Source organism: Janthinobacterium sp. BHSEK (assembly GCF_056174685.1).
Genome location: NZ_JBWBYV010000051.1, coordinates 35,334 through 53,827, shown reverse-complemented (window position 1 = coordinate 53,827; position 18,494 = coordinate 35,334). Strand labels below are relative to the sequence as shown.

Sequence of the window (18,494 nt, the reverse complement as noted above, 5' to 3'; positions counted from 1 at the left end):
GGTTCCTCGGGTTATGTGGAAACCTTTATTTTGCATGGCACCGTGACGCCGCTGGAGCTCATCGCGATATCGTTTCGTGGCAACGCGCCCATCTATGATGTGGCGTGGGTCCTGGGCACGCCTGTTTCTGTGCGCATCGGGCCATAGCGGCCGTTCACGGGTGCAGGCGTCAGCTGTGCCGCTCGTCCGGTATCTCCATGCCCCGCTGCCGCACGTATTCCAGGAACAGCCTTGCCCCCTTGGCCATGCGTGACGTGCCGTACACGGCATGGATGCTGGGATCGAGCTCCTTTGACGAAGTCAGCCGGTACGCCGTGCAGACGCGGCGCAAGGTGCCTGCAGCTACGGCCGGTTCCGCCAGCCAGCTGGCCAGGCGCACGATGCCGGCGCCTTCCAGGGCCGCCTGGAAGGTGGCGATGCCGGAAGTAAAGCGGAAACGGGGCTGCACCTGGTAGCGCACGTTGCGCGTAGCCGAGACGAAATGCCAGTCGCGCAGGATGCGGGGAGCCGAGTGCATGATGATGTCGTGGCCGGCCAGCTCTTCCGGTTCGTCCGGCGCGCCCATGCGGGCGATATAGCCGGGCGAGGCGTACATGTAGCGGCGGTAATTCCACAGGGGATAACCGATCAGCTCGCTCGACTGGGGGAAGGCGCCGCGGATGGCAAAGTCCAGCTTTTCCTGGATGGGGTCGATCGATTTGTCCGAGAAATGGATGTCCACCGACACATTCGGGTAGTCGCGCGAAAATTGCGCCACCACTTTCGGCAGGAAGCCCAGCGACAGGATTTCCGGCGCCGAGATGCGCACCCAGCCTTGCGGCGAGTTGCTCAATTCCGCCAATTGCTCTTCCGCCTCGGCCTGCGTTTCCAGCAAGTGCCTGGCCGACGCGTAATACGTTTCGCCGGCCGTCGTCAGGGTGAACTGCTTTTGCGTGCGCAGGATCAGCTCGGCGCCGATGGCGTCTTCGAGGAACTGGATGGCGCGCGTGACGGCCGACGGCGAGCGTCCCAGCATGCGCGCCGCGTGGATGAAGCTGCGCTTTTCCACCACGGTGCAAAAGGCGCGGATCTCCCACATCAGTTTCATCGACATCGCGTCACTCCCGGCAAAAGAGGCCAGTAGACCGCACGGGGCGCATTCCGTCAAGCGTTACGCCTGATTGCGTTTTCCGCAATTTGAAGTTGCATCGGAAAAAATGCCTGACGCCTATACTGCCGCTGTCGCCCATTCCCCACTGTCTATCATGCTGACCATCTCGCTGCTGTGTTTATTTGCCTTCTTTGCCGGCCTGATCGATGCCGCCGTGGGCGGGGGCGGGCTGATACAGCTGCCGGCCCTGTTCAACCTGATGCCGAACATGGCGTCGACCTCCCTGCTGGGCACGAATAAACTGGCGTCCGCCTGCGGCACCACATTTGCCGCCCGCTCCTTCGTTGGCAAGGTGCACATCCCCTGGCTGCTGGTGCTGCCCGCCGTGGCCAGCGCCTTCGTCATGTCCTTCATCGGCGCGGCCGCCGTGTCCTACGTACCGCAGCAGGTGGTGCGCCCCATGGTGCTGGTATTGATCATCATCATGGCGATTTATACCTTCATGAAGAAGGATTTCGGCACGACGCGCGAAGCGCGCCCCATCGGCCCCCGCGAACGCATCCTGGCCATCGTCATCGGCGGCGCCATCGGTTTTTATGACGGCCTGTTCGGGCCGGGCACGGGCAGCTTCCTGATTTTCCTGTTCATCCGCGTCTTCGGCTTCGATTTCATCCTCGCCTCGGCCTGTTCGAAACTGGTGAATATCGCCACCAACGTGGCCGCGCTGGCCTTCTTCATTCCCGCCGGCCACGTGGTCTACGCCGTGGCCGCACCGATGGCCGTGTGCAATATCCTGGGCGCCCTGACGGGTACCTGGATCGCCGTGCGCCGCGGCGCCGCCTTCGTGCGCATCCTCTTCCTCGTGCTGCTGGTGTTGCTGATCGTGAAATTGTCCTACGACATCTTCTTCAAGTAAGTTTTTGAACGACACTAGCCATGAAAACCATCCAGGGCGTGCTGTGGGACAACGATGGCGTGCTGGTCGATACCGAACAGCTGTTTTACGAAAGCAACCGCGACTTGCTCTTGCCTTATGGCATAGAGCTGACGCCGAAGCAATTCTTTGACTGGTTCCTGGACAATAACTACGGCGCCTGGCATCTGCTGCTGGGGCAGGGCCATGCCATCGAACTGGTCGAGCGCCTGCGCGCCGAGCGCACCGTGCTGTTTGCGCAACGCCTGCGCCAGGCGCGCCAGCTGGCCATCCCCGGCATCGCACCGGTGCTGGCGGCGCTGCGCCCGCACGTGGCCATGGGCGTCGTCACCAGCGCCTATGAGCAACACTTCCGCATCAGCCATGCGGCCACGGGCTTGCTCAGCCATTTCGACTTCGTGCTGACGCGCGAAATGTATGGCGAAAGCAAACCGGCGCCCGACGGCTACCAGCTGGGCTTGCAGCGCCTGGGCCTGGCCGCCGCCGACTGCGTGGCCGTGGAAGACTCGCCGCGCGGCTTGCGCGCCGCGAATGCGGCCGGGCTGGAATGCATCGTCGTGCGCAATCCCATGAACCGTCACCACGCGTTTGACGAAGCGTTTTGCGTGGTCGATTCCAACGCCGAGCTGGGCGAAGTGCTGGCCTCGTTCGTGCCCGGCATGGCGCCAGCGCGGCGGCAATTAGAGGCCTTCCTCTGATCCGTCTTGCCGGCATGCCATTACAATTGCCTATCGCATTCACCGGCACCGTTCCACGATGACCCTCCCGCAACTGCACTTTGCCCACGCCAACAGCTATCCTGCCGGCACCTACCGCAAGCTGTTCGGCTTGCTGGGCCAGCACTACACCGTGCAGGCGCTCGACATGCATGCGCACGACCCGGATTACCCCGTCAGCACGGGCTGGCCCGAGCTGGTGCGCGAGTACATCGACGAGCTGGAGCGCCGCTACAGCGCGCCCGTGATCCTCGTCGGCCATTCGCTGGGCGGCATGCTCAGCGTGATGGTGGCCAAGCAGCGGCCGGACCTGGTGCGCTGCGTGGTCTTGCTCGATTCGCCCGTGGTGGCGGGCTGGCGCGCCTTGCTGGTACGCCTGGCGCGCAACACGGCGCTGGGCGAGCGGTTTTCACCCTCGCGTTTTTCCGCCCGGCGGCGCAAGCTGTGGCCCGATGCGCAAGCCGCGTATGAACACTTCGCGGCCAAGGACATGTTCGCCATCTGGGCCCCGCAAGTCTTGCGCGACTACATCGACAGCGGCCTGGTCCCCCATCCGGAGGGGGTGCAGCTGCGTTTTACGCGCGAAGTGGAAACGCAGGTCTACCGCAGCCTGCCGCACCATATCGGCGGCCTCGTCAAGGATGGTTTGCCGGTGCCCATCGGCTTTATCGGCGGCACGGAATCGGTGGAATGCCGCCAGGCGGGCTTGACGGCCACGCGCAAGCTGGTCGGCAAGTTTTTCCGCCAAGTGCCGGGCGGCCATCTATTTCCCATGGAAAACCCGGAACTGACGGCGCAAGTGGTGCGCGAGATGATCACGGCATTGTTGGCGAAACAATAGCCTTCCGCCAAGGATTTTCAGGGGATGGGGGCCAGCAGCGGCGGATTTTCGCGTAAAATCCTGCCATTCGGGCCGCGCCTGCACCTGGCGCGCCGCCCCAGCCATTCGATATTCTAGAAAGATACCCCTGCGATGACGATTAAAAGCGATAAATGGATACGCCGCATGGCGGAAACAACGGGCATGATCGAGCCGTTCGAACCGGGCCAGGTCAAGGAACGCGACGGCAACCGCATCGTTTCCTACGGCACTTCCAGCTATGGCTATGACATCCGCTGCGCCGACGAGTTCAAGTTGTTTACCAACATTAACACCACCATCGTCGACCCGAAGGATTTTGACGCGAATAACTTCGTCGACGTATCGGGCAAGGGCTATTGCATCATCCCGCCGAATTCGTTCGCGCTGGCCCGCACGGTCGAGTATTTCCGCATTCCCCGCAACGTCTTGACGATTTGCCTGGGCAAGAGCACGTATGCACGTTGCGGCATCATCGTCAACGTCACCCCGTTCGAACCGGAATGGGAAGGCTATGTGACCCTGGAGTTTTCGAATACGACACCGTTGCCAGCGAAAATCTATGCCAACGAAGGCGTGGCGCAAGTGCTGTTCTTCGAATCCGACGAAGTGTGCGAAACCTCGTACAAGGACCGCGGCGGCAAGTACCAGGGCCAGGTGGGCGTGACCCTGCCGAAGACCTGATGATTGCTTGAACGGGCGGGGCGCCAGTCCTGCTCTAACATTGTTTCAGCAGCCACGCCTTCAGCGCCGTTGACGGCTGGTACAGGGGAACATGGCCGCGCAGCAAGATTTGCGCGCTGCGCCGGTAGGCCGCGCCGTCGATGGCGATGTTGCCAGTCGCCCCGTCCTGGCGCGCCACGATGGTGGTATCCAGGATGCCGGCCGGGTTGGCTATGCCCAGTTCAATCTCCGTATCGGTCTGCCCGACAGGCGGCAAGCCGCTTGCCAGCGCATGCGCCACCGTGCCCGGTATCAGGCAGGCGGCCGCCAGGCAGCAGCCGCCCGAAACGGCCAGCGAGGCGTGGCCCGATTGCGGCGTGAAGTAACGCACCGCAATATTTCCCTCTCCCACGGCTGGTCCCACGATGCAGAACTTGGGGATGGTTTCGCTGCGTTCCAGCTCTTCCAAGGTCATCAACCGGCCATCGCGCTTGCGCAAGCCCATCAGCAGTCCCGCCGCGCTCCACACCTGGCGGATCGCCTGCATGAACGCGGTATCCGCTTCCAGTTCCGCGATGGACTCGTGCGCCGTCTTGCCGAACTGGCTCGCCAGCGCGATGACCATGGGCACGGCCACGTCCACGCACGAGACCGCATAGCCGTGCACCACATCCTGCGCATTGCCTGTTGGTAGTAATTTGCCCGTCTTGGCGCCGGCCGGCTGCCGCAGGAACAGGTCCACGCGGGGGAAGCTGCCGGTCACGCCAGGAATGCTGGCGGCCGTAAAGCTGCCATCGAGTTCGCGCGCCATGCGCGAGGTGGTGATGACGCCCGTGTTGGTGTTGCGGATATCGACGTCGTGCGCGCCGATGGCCAGGGCCTCGATCACGCCGCTGTCCAGTCCCCACAGTTGCAGCGCGGACGACATATTGCCGCAGTTCACGCTCCAGTCGATATCGCCGTGCTCGCCCGCCAGCTGCGCCAGGGCGCTGACCAGGCGCGGCTGGCCCGCATGCTGTTCCACCCCGGCGAGGAAGACCTTGTTGCTGGTGGGCGCGCCCCGTCCCAGGCCCGTGATTTGCCGGTTGCCCGGCTGCCGGCCGGACTGGGGCGCACCCATCAGGTGGCGCAGCAATTCCTCGCGCAGCGTCTGTTCGGCCGGCACGGAAGCTGCATGTAAGACCAGGCCCGTCGATGTGCCGCCGCGCATGTGGTGGACAGGAAACTCGATCATGCCGCAGCGCAGGCGGGGCACGAGGTCGGGCAGGGCGGGCAGCAGGGGCGTCATCATCATGGATCGTGGTCAAGGCAGGAAGCGCCAGTGTGCCAGTTTTTCTTGCTGGTGTGCAATCGGATGGTGTGCGCGGCGTCTTTACATGCCTTTACCCGCCTTTACACTTGCCGCCCTGTATTGAGTACCTTGCGCGCCGATAATAAGGTATTGAATGATCAAGGAGGCAGTATGGTAGCGGCAATCGGTTCAGGCAGCGCAGTCGGTACAGTCGGTGCGGCCGCCAGCGCCAGTGCGGGCAGCAGTGCGCAGATCGCGGCGCTGCAAAAGCAGATCACGGCGGCGCAAAAGCAGTTGACGGAGTCACAGAAGGGCGAGCAGACGGAGGCGTCGCAAAAGCTGCAGCAGCAGCTGGCGCAGCAAATCCAGGCCTTGCAGGCGCAAATTGCTCAGTTGCAAGCTGCTGCCGCGCAGCAGGCGGCGCAAGACGATTCTCAGGCGGCCAGCAGCGCCGAGTCGGCGTCCAGTCCCGCCAGGTCAAGCGCGTCGACCCTGGGCAGCATCATCGATACCCAGGCGTAGGCAGGTCGCCGGCAATTCCCGTCGGCAGGCTCGCGGCAGCTCAGCCTGGCGTTTTGACGGGCAACAACATTTCCACGCACAGCCCGCCACCGCTGCGCAAGCTGGCGCCGATGCGGCCGCCATGGGCGCCGATGACGTGCTGGGCGATGGCCAGGCCCAGGCCGTGGCCGTCCGTGCTGTGCTGGGTGTTGCTGGCGCGGAAGAAGGGTTCAAAAATGCTGGCCAGGTCGGCGCTGGCCACGCCGGGGCCGCGGTCCAGCACGGCGATGCGCAGCAGATCCTGCCTGCCGTCATGCAGGCGCGACAGCTTTACTTCCACCGTGCCGCCATCGGGACTATGCTTGACGGCATTGCGCACCACGTTCTCCACGGCGCGCGCCAGCAGTTCGGGCCGGCCCGTGACAGCGGCGTCGGCGCTGGCTGCGTCGCCCTCCAGGGCGATGTCCACCTGGCGCGCCTTCGCTTCGTAGCGGGCGTCTTCCAGAATGTCGTGCAGCAGCTCGGCAATGTCGACGTCTTCGCTGAGCGGGGAGCCGGCACCGGCTTCCAGCCGCGACAGGGTCAGCAGCTCGCCGATCAGCTTGTCCATGCGTTCGCTTTCGCGTTCGATGCGCTGCATCGAGGCGTCCATCTTGTCCGGCTGCTGGTGCGCCAGGCCGATGGCGGCCTGCAGGCGCGCCAGCGGCGAGCGCAGTTCGTGCGACACGTCATGCAGCAAGCGCGTCTGGCTCTCCATGAGATGGCGCAAACGGCCCGTCATGCGGTCGAAATCGCGGCCCAGGTCCGTCAACTCGTCGCCGCGCTTGCCGCTGGCGTGAAAACGGGGCGCCAGGTTGCCGTGCGAGGCGGCCTCGAACGCCTGCCGCAGGTCGCGGATGGGGCGCGCAAAATACCAGGCCAGCAAGAAGGCGAACAGCAGGCTGGCGGCGATGGCGGCGCCGAGGGGAATGAAGGTGCGGTAGGGAGTGTCCATGCGCGGGCCGGGCGGCATGCCGCGGCCGAATTCGCCGCGTGGCGGCGCAGTGCCCGCTTCGCTGGGCCGTGGACCGGGTCCCATGGCGCGCGGGCCGCTCAGGGTGACGGCATTGAGGGTGTCGCGCGCGGCGCCTGCCTCGGCATTGCGGAAGCGTTCGGACGAGGGCAGGAACAGCAGATAGCGCTGGCCGTCGCTGCCGGTGACCGTGCGCACGACGGGATGGGGCTGGCTCTGCTCCAGCATGGCGCGCGCCTTGCTCAGCATGGCGGGATGCACCGCGCGGCCCATCAGTTCGTGTCCGCGCGCATCGACGGCAAACACGCGCATGCGCTCGAGCTTGCCCAGAAATTGCCGCAAGGCCTCGCTGCCGCCCGCTTCCAGGGTGGCGCTGGCGGCCTCGATGATCATTTGCGCGGGCGGACTGGTGTCGATGTCGAGCGCCCGCTCCTGCTGCGCCGCCCGGTTTTTCAGCCAGAACGTGCCGCCGATGCCGATGGTGGCCGTCACCTGCGCCAGCATGATGCACAGAAAGAACTTCCAGAACAGGCGCCCCACGCTTACTCCTTGATCAGCTGGTAGCCGAGACGGTACACGGTCTGCAGGCAGGAGCGGCCGTCGGCCAGGGTGCCCAGTTTGCGGCGCAGGCTGCTCAAGTGCACGTCGATATTGCGGTCGAAGCGGGCCATGGGCCGGCCCAGGCCCAGTTCGGACAGTTGATTCTTGCTCACGGGCTTGCCGGCATGGCGCACCAGCACTTCCAGCAGGTTGAATTCCGTGCTCGTCAGCTCCAGGTGCGTGCCGGCCCAGGAAACGCGGCGCTGTTCCGGCCACATCGTCAATTGCCCCACGGTCAGCGGCGCCATGCCCGAGTTGTCGTGCGGCGCCGCCTGCGAACGGCGCAGGATGGCGCGGATGCGCGCCGTCAGCTCGCGCGGCGTGCACGGTTTCGTGACGTAATCGTCGGCGCCCAGCTCCAGCCCCACGATGCGGTCCGTGTCGTCGCCGCGCGCCGTCAGCATCAGGATGGGCAGGTTGCTGCCGGCGCGGATGCGGCGCAGGGTTTCCAGGCCATTCATGCGCGGCATCATGACGTCGAGGATGGCGATGGCGTACAGGCCCGTCAGCGCTTCGGCCGCGCCGCTTTCGCCGTCATGCACGGCGCGGGCGTCAAAACCTTCCTGCGTCAGGTATTCCTGGAACATGCCGACCAGTTCCACGTCGTCATCGATTAACAAAACCTTGCTCATGCCTGTGCTTTTTCGGGTGAATATCGCCCGATGATAGCAGTCAACAGGGGCGCTTCAGGGCCCTTTTACCCGCTTTTACATACGTCCGCTTACATTTGCGCAGCTTCCTTTACACGCTTTTACGCGGCCCTAACGTTGCTTTACACGCCAGACGCCGACAATCAGGGCTGATCGCCACGAAAGGAAAGCCCGATGAAACACCTGAGTATTGTCCTGTCCCTGTTGCTGCTGTCCGCCTGCAGCATGCCGCTGGTCGCCCTGGCCCAGCAGGAATTCGCCCCGGACGGCCCGCCGCCGCGCGCCATGCCGGGGCCGCCGCCGTTCCTGCACGGCATCGCGCTGAGCGAAGCGCAGCAGGACAAGGTCTTCGCCGCCACCTACGCCCAGGCACCCTTGCTGCGGGAACAGGAAAAGATCGCCTTCCAGGCCCACGCGCAGCTGCGCGCGCTGGCCGCATCCGATGCCTACGACGATGCCAAGGCCAGCGCGCTGGCCAGCACGGCGGCGCAAGCCCTGGCGGCGATCAGCTTGCAGCAGGCGCGGCTGGAGCAGCAATTGCTGGCCGTGCTGACGCCGGAACAGCGCAAGCAGGCGCGGCAGCGGCGCGACAGCCGCCAGGGTCCGCGCGACCTCCAGCGCTCCGAGTAAGCGGCAGGCGCGAACACAGGGAGAGTCAGCATGCGCATCCATGCCTTGCGTCCGGGCAGCAGCTTGCAGGCGCTCTCGCGCCATGCGACACAGGCGCTGTTCCTGTGCGCCAGCCTGAGCCCCGCCTTGGCGGGCTTGCCCCACTTGATGGAGTATGTATGGAATTACATGATCACGGTCTGGCATCCGACCTCGAAATGATGCGGCAGGCGGCCGAGCGGCGGCAAGTCCTGCGCTGGCTGCTGGCCGGCGCCGCCACCTTGCCTTTGATGAGCTGCGGCGGCGGGTCGGACCCCAGCGGCGCGGCCGCAGGCAGCGGTGCCGCTGCGGGCGCGACACCCAGCACGGGCGCCTGCACGGTGATTCCCGAGGAAACGGGCGGGCCGTATCCGGCCGACGGCACGAACACGCATGGCGGCAGCATCATCAACGTGCTGAACCAGTCGGGCGTGGTGCGCAGCGATATCCGCGCCAGTTTCAACGGCGCCACGGGCGTGGCGGCGGGCGTGCCGCTCACCATCAAATTGCAGCTGCTCAATGCCAGCGGCGGCTGCGCCAGCCTGGCTGGCTATGCCGTCTACCTGTGGCATTGCGACCGCGAAGGCCTGTATTCGCTGTATTCGAGCGGCGTGACGGCGCAAAATTACCTGCGCGGCGTGCAGGAAACGGATAGCGCCGGCAACCTTTCCTTTACGACCATCTTTCCCGGCTGTTACGCGGGGCGCATGCCGCATGTGCATGTCGAGGTCTATCCCAGCCTGGCCAAGGCGGCCAGCGCCGCGAGCCGCATCAAGACCTCGCAGTTTACCTTCCCGATGGCAACGTTGAACGAGGCCTATACGGCCAGCGGCTACACGGCCAGCGTGCGCAACCTGGCGCAGATCAGCTATGCCGCCGACAATGTCTTCAGCGACGGCACCAGCCTGCAGATGGCCACCGTGACGGGCAACGCCACGGATGGCTACGTCGTCACCCTGACGATCGCCGTGAACGGTTAAGCTGCCGTCATGAAACCCAGGTCGCGCCGGCTGAAGTTGCCGATGTTCGGGAAGACCTCGGCCAGTTGGCTGTCGGCCACGCCGAACCACTTGGCCAGGGTGGCGCCATACTGGTCGACGGAGGTGGTCGGCAGCAGGGCGCCGGAACCGACGTCCAGCTCATGGCCCACGCCCGTGACGGGGAAGGCGCCGTAGATGTCGCGGCCCTTCACGGCGCCGCCCACGACAAAGTGGTGGGCGCCCCAGCCGTGATCCGTGCCGTCGCCGTTGCTGCTGAAGGTGCGGCCGAAGTCCGACGCCGTAAACGTCGTCACCTGGCGCCGCAGGTCGGCGCCCTGCAGGGCCGCCAGGGTCGTGTCGAAGTAGGCGAGCGCATGGGCCAGGCGCGCCATCAGGTCGGCGTGCAGCACTTTTTGCCTGTCATGCGTGTCGAAGCTGCCCAGGGTCACATAAAACACTTGCCGTTTCGCCCCCAGGGGGCCGCGTCCGCCGATGATGCGCGCCACCGTCTGCAATTGCACGGCCAGCGGATTGACGCCGGATACGCCCGTGTTCGGATTGACATAGGGCGGGGGATTGGGCACGCCGCCCGCGCCGGCCGCCAGCATGGCGCCGCTGAGGATGCTCTGGCTGGAAATGGCGCGCTGGACCACGGCCACGTGTTCCTGTTCGATCAGATCGCTGCCCGCATCGTTGATGATGGCTTGCAGCGCGCCCGCGCCGCCCGTGCTGCCATACAGGCTGCCGCTCAGGCCGCGGATCGGCACGGCGCCCGACTGGCCCACCTGGAACTGGCGCACCTGGCGCCCGCTGAGGAAGACGGTATTGCCCGCGGCGGAAATGGCCGTGAACATGGCATTCGTATTGCCCGCGCCGGCCACGTCGCCGATGCGCCCGCCCCAGCCCGTGCTGGCCCCTTCCGGCGAACCCGATTGCCACGTCGATTGCTGGTCGTTGTGCGAAAACAGCTTGGGCGGCAAGGCCACGCTGCCGGCCTTGTACTGCGCCAGGGTGGCGGGCTGGATCAGGGTGCCGACATTGGCCACGACGGCGGCGCGGCCATTGTCGAACAGGTCTTTCAGGGGCGCCAGCTGGGGATGCAGGGCGAAGGCGCGGCCCGTTTGCGCAGTGGCGGGCACGATGGGCAAGACGCCGCCCGTCTCGCCCACGCCGGGCAGATGGATGGAGTCGGCGGCGCCCGTGTTGCGCAGGCGCGTGTATTCACTCCATGACGTGGGATCGGTGGCCAGCACCGTGTTGAAGGCGTCGTTGCCGCCTGCCATGAACAGGCAAACCATGGCCTTGTAGTCGCCTGCCGATTGCGCGGCGGCATTGCCCATGGCGGCCAGATTCATGGCGAACGGCGCGGCCGTGGTGCCGGCCAGGCTCAGCATGGAACCGAGGAAGCGGCGGCGGGAAAAGGGGAAGTTTTGCATGTGATCACTCTTATTTTTGTACCAGGTAGGCCGGCGAGGCCATGGTCAGGAAAATGGCCAGCTTGACGCGGTTGGCCTGGGCCGTGGCGACCTGCGCGGCATTGCTGGCCGTGGCTGCGGGGATGCTGATGCCATTGACGGCCGTCAGGATTTGCCCGCGCAGCCTGGCGGGCATGCTGCCATGCATCAGGAGCAGATCGATGCGGTCGAGCAGGGCGCCCGTGTCGGCGGCCAGTGCCAGTTCGCGCGTGTAGTCGGGCTTGACTTCACGGCCATCGCCGACACCGCTATTGATGGCTTCCTGCATGAAGTTCAGATAGCCGGTCACCGATGGTTCCGCCGTGATTTGCAGTTCCGGCGCCACCAGGCCAGCGCTGGCCAGGGCGGAATTGGGCGGCGTATAGGCGGGGCGGAAAAAATTGAACACGGACGGCGGATTCAAGGGGTTCTGGCCCAGACCGCTCAGTGGGTCGTCCAGATAATAGATGCGGTAGCGCCCGCTGGTCGCTTTTGCATCGAAGGCGCGCATCCAGCCGGCCAGGCGCAGCAGTGGCTCACGCAGCTTGCCGGTGCGCAAAGTGGTGCCGCTTGCGGCCAGCGCCTCCGGATCGAGCAGCACGGCGCGGATGACGGCTTGCATGTCGCCGCGCACCCCGCTGCCATTGTTGGCAAACGCGGCGGCCACACGGCCCACGTAGGCTGGGCTGGGATTGCTGCTGACCAGGCGCTGGATCAGCTGGCGGCCAAAGAACGGTCCCGCATTGGGATGGTTGAACAGCGTGTCGAGCGCCAGCTTCAGGTCGGCCTGCCCGCTGCTGGCGCCGGAGATGCTCTGGCCCAGGAAACGCTTGTCGCCGCTGGAATGGAAGGCCGCGTAGTTCTGCATCGGCTTCCAGTCGCGGTCGGGATCGGCCGTACCGCCATAGAAGCGTGTGGCGCTCTGGTCCGGACCGGCCCAGCTCCAACCCGTAAAGACGCGCGCCAGGCCCGCCACGTCGTCGCGCGTGTAGGTGTCGATGGGCTTGCCACCGGACAGTTTCAGGCTGCCATCCGCATTCAGCTGGTACAGGCCGATGCTAAACAGCTGCATCACTTCGCGGGCGAAGTTTTCATCGGGTGTGCGCGTGGCCGATTCCTTCTGGTTGCGCAGGTGGGACAGGTACAGTCCCATCATCGGATGCAGGGCCACGCCTTCCAGCAGGTCGCGGAAGTTGCCAAAAGCATGCTGGCCCAGCATGTCGTAGTAGCTGGCCACGCCACGCAGCTGCGGCTGCACGGACTCGTTTTGCATGGAAATGACGAAGATTTCGGACAGGGCAAAGGCCATCCGCTGGCGCAATTGGTCCTCGCCGCGGATGCCTTGTTGCCAGAACGTTTCATAGAACGTCCTTAAACTGGTGCGTTCCCCGCCGGCAGCCTGCGCCGCCAGCATGGCGTCGATATATTTCCGATGCAAGGTTTGTGGCTTGGAAAACTGTGCGCGGAACCAGGCGTCGCTGTCGCTGGCGGCGAGCGCCTCGATGGCGGCCATGTCCGGTCCGAACGTGGCGCGGCCCAGGTAGCGCGATGCCTGCTGGCGCGTGAAGGTGGTGGCCGCCTGGCCGGCCGGGGGCGTGGTCAGGGGCGGCGGCGCGATGGTGTCGCCGGGCGTGCTGCCGGGAGCTGCCGGATCGCCGGGGGCGGTGGTCGCTGGCGGCACGACCGAGATGTCCGGGCTCTGGGTGGAGCCGGTCTTGCTGTCGCCGCCACCGCCGCAGGCGGAAAGCAGGCTGAACAAAGTGACGGCCAGCAAACGGCGCAAAGTAGAGTCAGTCATTTAGTTTCTTTCAAGCAATCAAATTCTAGCCGCTTAATTGTAGGGCTTAACTACCAAAATCCTGTTTTCAATTAAGTATTTACGTGTTGGCCACGTTTATTTTTGCCGGCCGTTGGCATGGTGTTGAGATTGTTTTCGAAGCGGTAGCGCGAACTTTATTTTTTAAAAATAGAAAATATTTTTTGCCGTTCGCGGGCATTGTGGCGGATAGGCGACGTAATCATTCCTGCCAATTAAGCTTGTTTGAAAGCTCATCTTGACAACGAAACTCGCTTCGCCGGAAACCATGGTTTTTATCGCATCGGCGAAACGGCGTTCGCCGTCGCGTCCCGTTCTTCTCCCGCGCCCGGCTGGCATGGCCCTTGCGTCAGGGAGGCATGGGCCACCCCGCCCGTCTTTCACCGGAGCTTGCCATGACCAGCCGTCTGCTCGCCTATCGTCCCGAAATGGAATTGCCTGAGGCGCCCGGCATGCTGCCGCTGCAGCAGGAAGATGAGCTGGCCTTGGCGGCGCAATTGCTGGAGTTGCAGGCGCCATCCCAGTTCGATGCTTTCCTGGGGCACCAGCTGGACGCCACCGCGGCGGGCCAGCAGGTGCGCGGCACGCCGCTGGAAGGGCCGTTGCGCCAGTTGCTGGGCAAGGTGGTGGCGCCCCTGCTGCCCTTGCATGGCGGTTCGCCGCAGGCGCTCAAGCGGCGCGCCGCAGGCATCTTCGGCATGGAATTGGAAGGATTGAGCCCGGAAGACAAGGAATTCGAACTGGCGCGCCAGGTCGTGCATCTGATCGACGCCGTCAATACGGCGCTGGCGCAGGATGCCGGCACGGGCGCGCGCGCGCCCAGGGCGCAGGTGGAAACGGCCCTGTTGCAAGTGGCACGTACCGTGGCGCCAGGCTTGCTCAGGCAGGCGGCACAAACGCCAGGACGGGCCGGTGGCCGCTGGCGCCGCGAGGGCGGGCACATCGTCGTGCTCGATTGTTAGCCGGACGGCCAGTTCGTCCGGCACTGTAGTGTCAACCGAGGTGCTAACTTTTAGGAGCTCATCATGCATGACTTAGATCGTACGACCCTGGAATACGGCCAGGAGATGTCCGGCTTTGAAGCGGAACAGTTCGAGTTTGGCCAGGGCGAGTGGAGCGGCGAGGGCGGCGCGAACGCCATGTTTTCCGAAGCCGAGGAGATGGAACTTGCCAATGAACTGCTGTCGGTCAGCAATGAAGCCGAACTGGAACAGTTTCTTGGCAATTTCCTGCGCAAGGCCGCCTCGGTGGCGGGCGGCATCATCAAGTCGCCCGTGGGCCAGGCCGTCGGCGGCGTGCTCAAGGGCGTGGCGAAAAAAGCGATTCCCCTGGCCGGCGGCGCCATCGGCGGCTATTTCGGCGGCCCGCTGGGGGCCAAGATCGGCAGCGGCCTGGCCTCGGCGGCTGGCAATGCGCTGGGGCTGGAAGCGGAAGCCTCATCGAACGAAGACCGCGAATTCGAGGGCGCCAAGCAGTTCGTGCGCCTGGCCGCCGACACCGTCAACCGCGCCGCGCAGGCACGCGGCTCGGGCGACCCGCGCGCCATCGCCCAGGCGGCCGCCAGCGCGGCGGCGCGCCAGTTCGCGCCTGGCTTGCTGGGACGCCCCGGCAGCCAGGTCGCCACGCAGAACGGCAGCGGCGCCGCTGCGGGCGGCGCCATGGCGCAGGGTGGCGCGGCAAGGGGCTCGGCGGGCATGCGCCCGTCCAGCGGGCGCTGGGCGCGCCAGGGCCACAAAATCGTCCTGTACGGCGTCTGACATCATGGCCATCGGCGCTTATGCTGCCTGGATGCTGGCGCAGGAGGCGCGCTCGCTGCTGACGCGGCTGGCGCGGCTGGAGCCGTTCGCGCTGATCGAGCCGACGGTGCTGGCGGCCGCCCTGATGCCCAGCGCCCAGTCGGCCATCGAAAGCCAGCTGGTGCAGGGACGGCGCGCATTGCGGCGCATGGTGGCCCAGTTCCAGCGCTGGCTGCGGCGCGAGCACGCCGATGGGGCCAGCATGGCCACCGCCGCTGAGGCGCAGCGCCGCTTCACCTTCCTGCGCCTGAAATTCAATGCCGCGCTGACCCAGTTCGACCTGTTCAACGAGGTCATCACGCAGCGCAGCGAGCACAAGACGGGCGTCTGGCTGGCCGGGCTCGACATCGTTGCCGCCGACGCGCTGGCGCTGCCCGGCAATGTGTACCAGGCGCCGCCCGTGATCTGCTACCTGGACCGGGGGCCGGGCGCGGCCATCCGCCGCGCGCGCACGCGCCTGCCGGGCGGCGGCGACAATCCCGTCGCCATCATCCGCCTGCCGCGCGAACGCATGATCGGCAGCAGCATCGCCTCGTCGCTGGTGCACGAGGTGGGCCACCAGGGCGCCGCGCTGCTGGACCTGGTGGCGTCCTTGCGGCCCGTGCTGCAAGCCATGCAGCATGGCGGCAGCGGTCTGGTGCACGTGTGGCAGCTGTGGGAACGGTGGATTTCCGAGATCGTGGCCGATTTCTGGTCCCTGGCGCGGGTCGGCGTGGCCGCCACCCTGGGCCTGATCGGCGTGGTCAGCCTGCCACGCGTGTTTGTCTTCCGCCTCAATATCGACGATCCCCATCCGGTGCCATGGCTGCGGGTGCGCCTGAGCTGCGCCATGGGGCGGGCCTTGTATCCGCATCCGCAATGGGACCGGCTGGAGCAGCTGTGGCTGTCGTACTACCCGCTGACGGGCCTGCCGCCAGCCCGGCAGCGGCTGCTGGAACAGCTGCAGGCCAGCATGGCGGCCCTGGTGGGCTTGCTGGTGCAGCACCGGCCGCCCGCCTTGCGCGGCGGCTCGCTGGTCGAAGCCATGGCCGTGCACACACGCCAGCCGGCCATGCTGGCGCAGCTGTTTCGCAGCTGGACCCTGGCGCCGGCGCAGATGTACCAGGCCGCGCCGACCCTGGTGTTCGCCGTGCTGGGCCAGGCGCGAGCCAGCGGCATCCTGAGTCCGGAAGACGAAAGCGAGCTGCTGGGGCGTTTGCTGACCCATTGGGCCCTGCGCAGCACCCTGGACACGTCGGAGCTGTGCGCCGACGTCGTGCGGCATGGCCGCCAGTCCGGCAGGCCGCTGCCGCCCCTGGCATCCCGTTTGATTATCCATTGAGGAGAATGACATGAGCAGCAAGATGAGCAGCAAAAGCAGAGGGGTGGGCCAGGCGGGCCCGAAACACCAGGGCGGCAGCATCGCTGTCACCGTACACGAGCAGGAAAGCGGAGCCATGGTCGTCAATGCCGCCATCAGCCTGTACCGGGGGGCCGAGGCGGATTGCCATCTGTTCAATGCCGCCACCTGGGTGCCCGATCCCGCCATGCTGGTGGGCGTGCGCTGGACGGATGGGCGTGGCAGCACCGTGTTTGCCGACTTGATGACGGGCAGTTACGTGGGGGTGTATGGCAATTTCCCCGCCACGGCGCCCCAGTGCGTGACGGTGCAGGCCGGCTGCAGCGCCGTGCTGTGCTTCAAGCCCCAGCTCAATCCGCAGGTGGCGCTGGCGTTTGAAACGGCCGACTGCCATCCCAGCGACTGTCAGTTCGGTAGGGTCGGCGACCGCGCCATCGCCACCGTCTCGTTTGACGGCGATCAGAGCGCCGACGGGCGCGACCAGGTGCAAGTGCTGGCCGCCGCGCCGTGGGTGCCCATGCGCGGTACGGCGAATGCGTTTTCCACGCCCGTGCGGCGCGCCGGCATGCACCGCTTCATGGGACAGATGATGCTGGCGCAGCGCCCCGAACTGCGCAGCGCCTTGCCCGTGCCGGAAGGGCTGAGCCCGAACGCCATGCTGGCCGTGGACGCGGAATACGAGACGGAAGAGCGCCAGCCGCAGCCCATCACCGGCAACGTGGGCGTATCGCTGACGCGCACGGAAACGGAGCCGACGGAAGACTTGCCGCTGTGGACCTTGATACGCAACAGTACCGAGGCGATGTCGTTTACCAATTATCTGCATTTCATGGACAGTCTGTTTTGCGGCGACCTGGCCAGTGTACGGGGCTTCGAGCAGGAGCGCTTCGTGAAAAAGGCCGACATGTTCCAGCAGCTCAAGCAGCGCCGCGCGCTGCCGTTTTCCGATGCCGATTCCTACCGCGTGCTGAAAGTGGCGACGGAAGCGTTCGTGATGGTCAATTGCGGCGTGCTGAACCAGCCGCTGGCCTTCAATCCGGCCGAGGACAACGCCTACCTGGACCGGCGCGACATACCGCAAGGACGCGACCTGGAAACCGTGCTGCGCAACGATTACCTGGAAAACATCGACGGCTTCCAGACCTTGCCCTACCTGGCCGTGATCCGCCGCAAGCTGCCCGATATCCCCATCAGCATCCCGCGAGGCCAGGAAGGCGAAGTCGACCTGTGCTTTGGCATCATCCAGGAAAAGCTGGCCAATCCTTGCCTGCTGGAACTGATCTGGTCGTACTGGCACGAAGAGGGCATGCTGGTGCAGACCATGAACGCCATCGCGCAGCGCTTCCAGAACCTGCGCTCGCCCGGCAACCATCTCGATCCTTTGTCGAACACGGAAATCGACATGCTGCGTCCGTTGAATAATTTACTGTGGGGATACACGCAGGATGAACAGCATCGGCTGACCGTGATGCGCCGGAACTATGAGTATGACCATCACTACGGTGTGCGCCTGGACGGCAAGGCAGTGCAGCACTTCCGGCCAGCCGACAGCCGCTCCAAATTCCTGGAGGCTTTCCACCACTTGCTGCGCCTGCTGACCTCGTTCTACAAGCAGGATGACGACACCACCGTGAAGGCGGACGCCTTCCCCGTGCTCAATGCATTGAAGGAAATCCACCTGATCCTGTCGCAGGGCGCGCACAACCAGTTCGGCGATTTGCCGTCGACGGCGCGCATCGAGATGCTGATGCAGCAATGGATGCTGGCGCGCCCCGAGTTCCGTGAATTCTTGCCTACGCGCGTGATGGTCGCGTATCCGGAACCGTGGATGGACCGGGTCGACGCCATGAAGAAACTGCAGGGCTGGACGGACACGAGCGTCATGCATTTCCGTAACCTGGCCATCTTCGGCGAGCAATTGCTGCTGTCTGTGCGCTACGGCAACTGGAGCGATATCTATGAACCCACGCAGGCATTCAACTGGGCGCGCTTCTGGCGGCCGCAAGTGCAGGGCTATATCCATGGCTACCGCGCCGCCACCGGGGTCGATTTGTCCGTCGACAGCAGCGACCCGGTGGTCGAATCGACGATGCCTTCGGTGTTGCTGCGCCAGCGCCTGAGCCAGCAGCTGCGCAGCGTCTAGGG

At 65.3% G+C, this 18,494-nt stretch carries 18 protein-coding genes; 12 read left to right on the top strand and 6 right to left on the bottom strand.

The window, feature by feature from the left end:
• Positions 1-169: 169 nt before the first annotated feature.
• Positions 170-1,093 carry a LysR family transcriptional regulator gene (locus AC0V2Y_RS18385; RefSeq protein ID WP_475416420.1) on the bottom strand — a complete coding sequence of 308 codons (924 nt, stop codon included), beginning with the start codon at positions 1,091-1,093 and terminating at the stop codon, positions 170-172.
• A 151-nt stretch (positions 1,094-1,244) separates the two neighbouring features.
• On the opposite strand from AC0V2Y_RS18385, the gene AC0V2Y_RS18380 reads away from it, so the two are divergent.
• The 4 genes from AC0V2Y_RS18380 (at position 1,245) to dcd (ending at position 4,283) form a co-directional block, all read left to right on the top strand.
• A complete protein-coding gene (locus tag AC0V2Y_RS18380) occupies positions 1,245-2,006 on the top strand; it encodes a sulfite exporter TauE/SafE family protein (RefSeq protein ID WP_475416481.1) in 762 nt (253 codons plus the stop codon).
• A 20-nt stretch (positions 2,007-2,026) separates the two neighbouring features.
• Positions 2,027-2,722: an HAD family hydrolase gene (locus AC0V2Y_RS18375; protein ID WP_475416421.1), complete on the top strand. Its 696-nt coding sequence runs from the start codon at positions 2,027-2,029 to the stop codon at positions 2,720-2,722.
• A 58-nt stretch (positions 2,723-2,780) separates the two neighbouring features.
• The gene (locus tag AC0V2Y_RS18370) at positions 2,781-3,581 is read left to right on the top strand and encodes an alpha/beta fold hydrolase (protein WP_475416422.1); all 801 of its coding nucleotides are present in this window, start codon (positions 2,781-2,783) and stop codon (positions 3,579-3,581) included.
• Positions 3,582-3,713: 132 nt separating this feature from the next.
• Positions 3,714-4,283: a dCTP deaminase gene (gene dcd, locus AC0V2Y_RS18365; protein ID WP_034755486.1), complete on the top strand. Its 570-nt coding sequence runs from the start codon at positions 3,714-3,716 to the stop codon at positions 4,281-4,283.
• A 34-nt stretch (positions 4,284-4,317) separates the two neighbouring features.
• Here the strand turns inward: dcd and AC0V2Y_RS18360 are convergent, their stop codons facing one another.
• Complete coding sequence (locus AC0V2Y_RS18360; RefSeq protein ID WP_475416423.1) at positions 4,318-5,556, bottom strand: PrpF domain-containing protein; 1,239 nt, start codon at positions 5,554-5,556, stop codon at positions 4,318-4,320.
• Between the two features lie 168 nt (positions 5,557-5,724).
• On the opposite strand from AC0V2Y_RS18360, the gene AC0V2Y_RS18355 reads away from it, so the two are divergent.
• Positions 5,725-6,075 (top strand): FlxA-like family protein, encoded by a 351-nt coding sequence (locus AC0V2Y_RS18355; protein ID WP_475416424.1) that lies wholly within the window; start codon positions 5,725-5,727, stop codon positions 6,073-6,075.
• Positions 6,076-6,115: 40 nt separating this feature from the next.
• On the opposite strand, the gene AC0V2Y_RS18350 is transcribed toward AC0V2Y_RS18355, so the two are convergent.
• Together AC0V2Y_RS18350 and AC0V2Y_RS18345 are read right to left on the bottom strand one after the other, a co-directional pair.
• Complete coding sequence (locus AC0V2Y_RS18350) at positions 6,116-7,606, bottom strand: sensor histidine kinase (RefSeq protein WP_475416425.1); 1,491 nt, start codon at positions 7,604-7,606, stop codon at positions 6,116-6,118.
• 2 nt (positions 7,607-7,608) lie between these two features.
• The gene (locus tag AC0V2Y_RS18345) at positions 7,609-8,298 is read right to left on the bottom strand and encodes a response regulator transcription factor (RefSeq protein ID WP_475416426.1); all 690 of its coding nucleotides are present in this window, start codon (positions 8,296-8,298) and stop codon (positions 7,609-7,611) included.
• Between the two features lie 192 nt (positions 8,299-8,490).
• On the opposite strand from AC0V2Y_RS18345, the gene AC0V2Y_RS18340 reads away from it, so the two are divergent.
• From AC0V2Y_RS18340 to AC0V2Y_RS18330, 3 genes are read left to right on the top strand one after another with little or no spacing between them, the layout of a single operon-like run.
• Positions 8,491-8,946: a Spy/CpxP family protein refolding chaperone gene (locus AC0V2Y_RS18340; protein ID WP_475416427.1), complete on the top strand. Its 456-nt coding sequence runs from the start codon at positions 8,491-8,493 to the stop codon at positions 8,944-8,946.
• A 30-nt stretch (positions 8,947-8,976) separates the two neighbouring features.
• Positions 8,977-9,147: a hypothetical protein gene (locus AC0V2Y_RS18335; protein WP_191909705.1), complete on the top strand. Its 171-nt coding sequence runs from the start codon at positions 8,977-8,979 to the stop codon at positions 9,145-9,147.
• Positions 9,105-9,944, top strand: a complete 840-nt coding sequence (locus AC0V2Y_RS18330) for a dioxygenase family protein (protein WP_475416428.1) — start codon at positions 9,105-9,107, stop codon at positions 9,942-9,944. The genes AC0V2Y_RS18335 and AC0V2Y_RS18330 overlap by 43 nt, the downstream gene beginning before the upstream one ends.
• Here the strand turns inward: AC0V2Y_RS18330 and AC0V2Y_RS18325 are convergent.
• The gene (locus AC0V2Y_RS18325) at positions 9,941-11,380 is read right to left on the bottom strand and encodes a DUF1501 domain-containing protein (protein WP_475416429.1); all 1,440 of its coding nucleotides are present in this window, start codon (positions 11,378-11,380) and stop codon (positions 9,941-9,943) included. The two genes, AC0V2Y_RS18330 and AC0V2Y_RS18325, sit on opposite strands and share 4 nt — an antisense overlap.
• A 10-nt stretch (positions 11,381-11,390) precedes the next feature.
• The gene (locus tag AC0V2Y_RS18320) at positions 11,391-13,196 is read right to left on the bottom strand and encodes a DUF1800 domain-containing protein (protein ID WP_475416430.1); all 1,806 of its coding nucleotides are present in this window, start codon (positions 13,194-13,196) and stop codon (positions 11,391-11,393) included.
• A 413-nt stretch (positions 13,197-13,609) separates the two neighbouring features.
• On the opposite strand from AC0V2Y_RS18320, the gene AC0V2Y_RS18315 reads away from it, so the two are divergent.
• From AC0V2Y_RS18315 to AC0V2Y_RS18300, 4 genes are all read left to right on the top strand, one after another.
• Entirely contained in the window at positions 13,610-14,176 is a 567-nt protein-coding gene (locus AC0V2Y_RS18315) for a hypothetical protein (RefSeq protein WP_475416431.1), read from the top strand.
• A gap of 63 nt (positions 14,177-14,239) precedes the next feature.
• Positions 14,240-14,971, top strand: a complete 732-nt coding sequence (locus AC0V2Y_RS18310; RefSeq protein WP_475416432.1) for a hypothetical protein — start codon at positions 14,240-14,242, stop codon at positions 14,969-14,971.
• A 4-nt stretch (positions 14,972-14,975) separates the two neighbouring features.
• Positions 14,976-16,331: a hypothetical protein gene (locus tag AC0V2Y_RS18305; RefSeq protein WP_475416433.1), complete on the top strand. Its 1,356-nt coding sequence runs from the start codon at positions 14,976-14,978 to the stop codon at positions 16,329-16,331.
• A gap of 10 nt (positions 16,332-16,341) precedes the next feature.
• Complete coding sequence (locus AC0V2Y_RS18300) at positions 16,342-18,492, top strand: hypothetical protein (RefSeq protein ID WP_475416434.1); 2,151 nt, start codon at positions 16,342-16,344, stop codon at positions 18,490-18,492.
• The last annotated feature ends 2 nt before the right edge of the window (positions 18,493-18,494 follow it).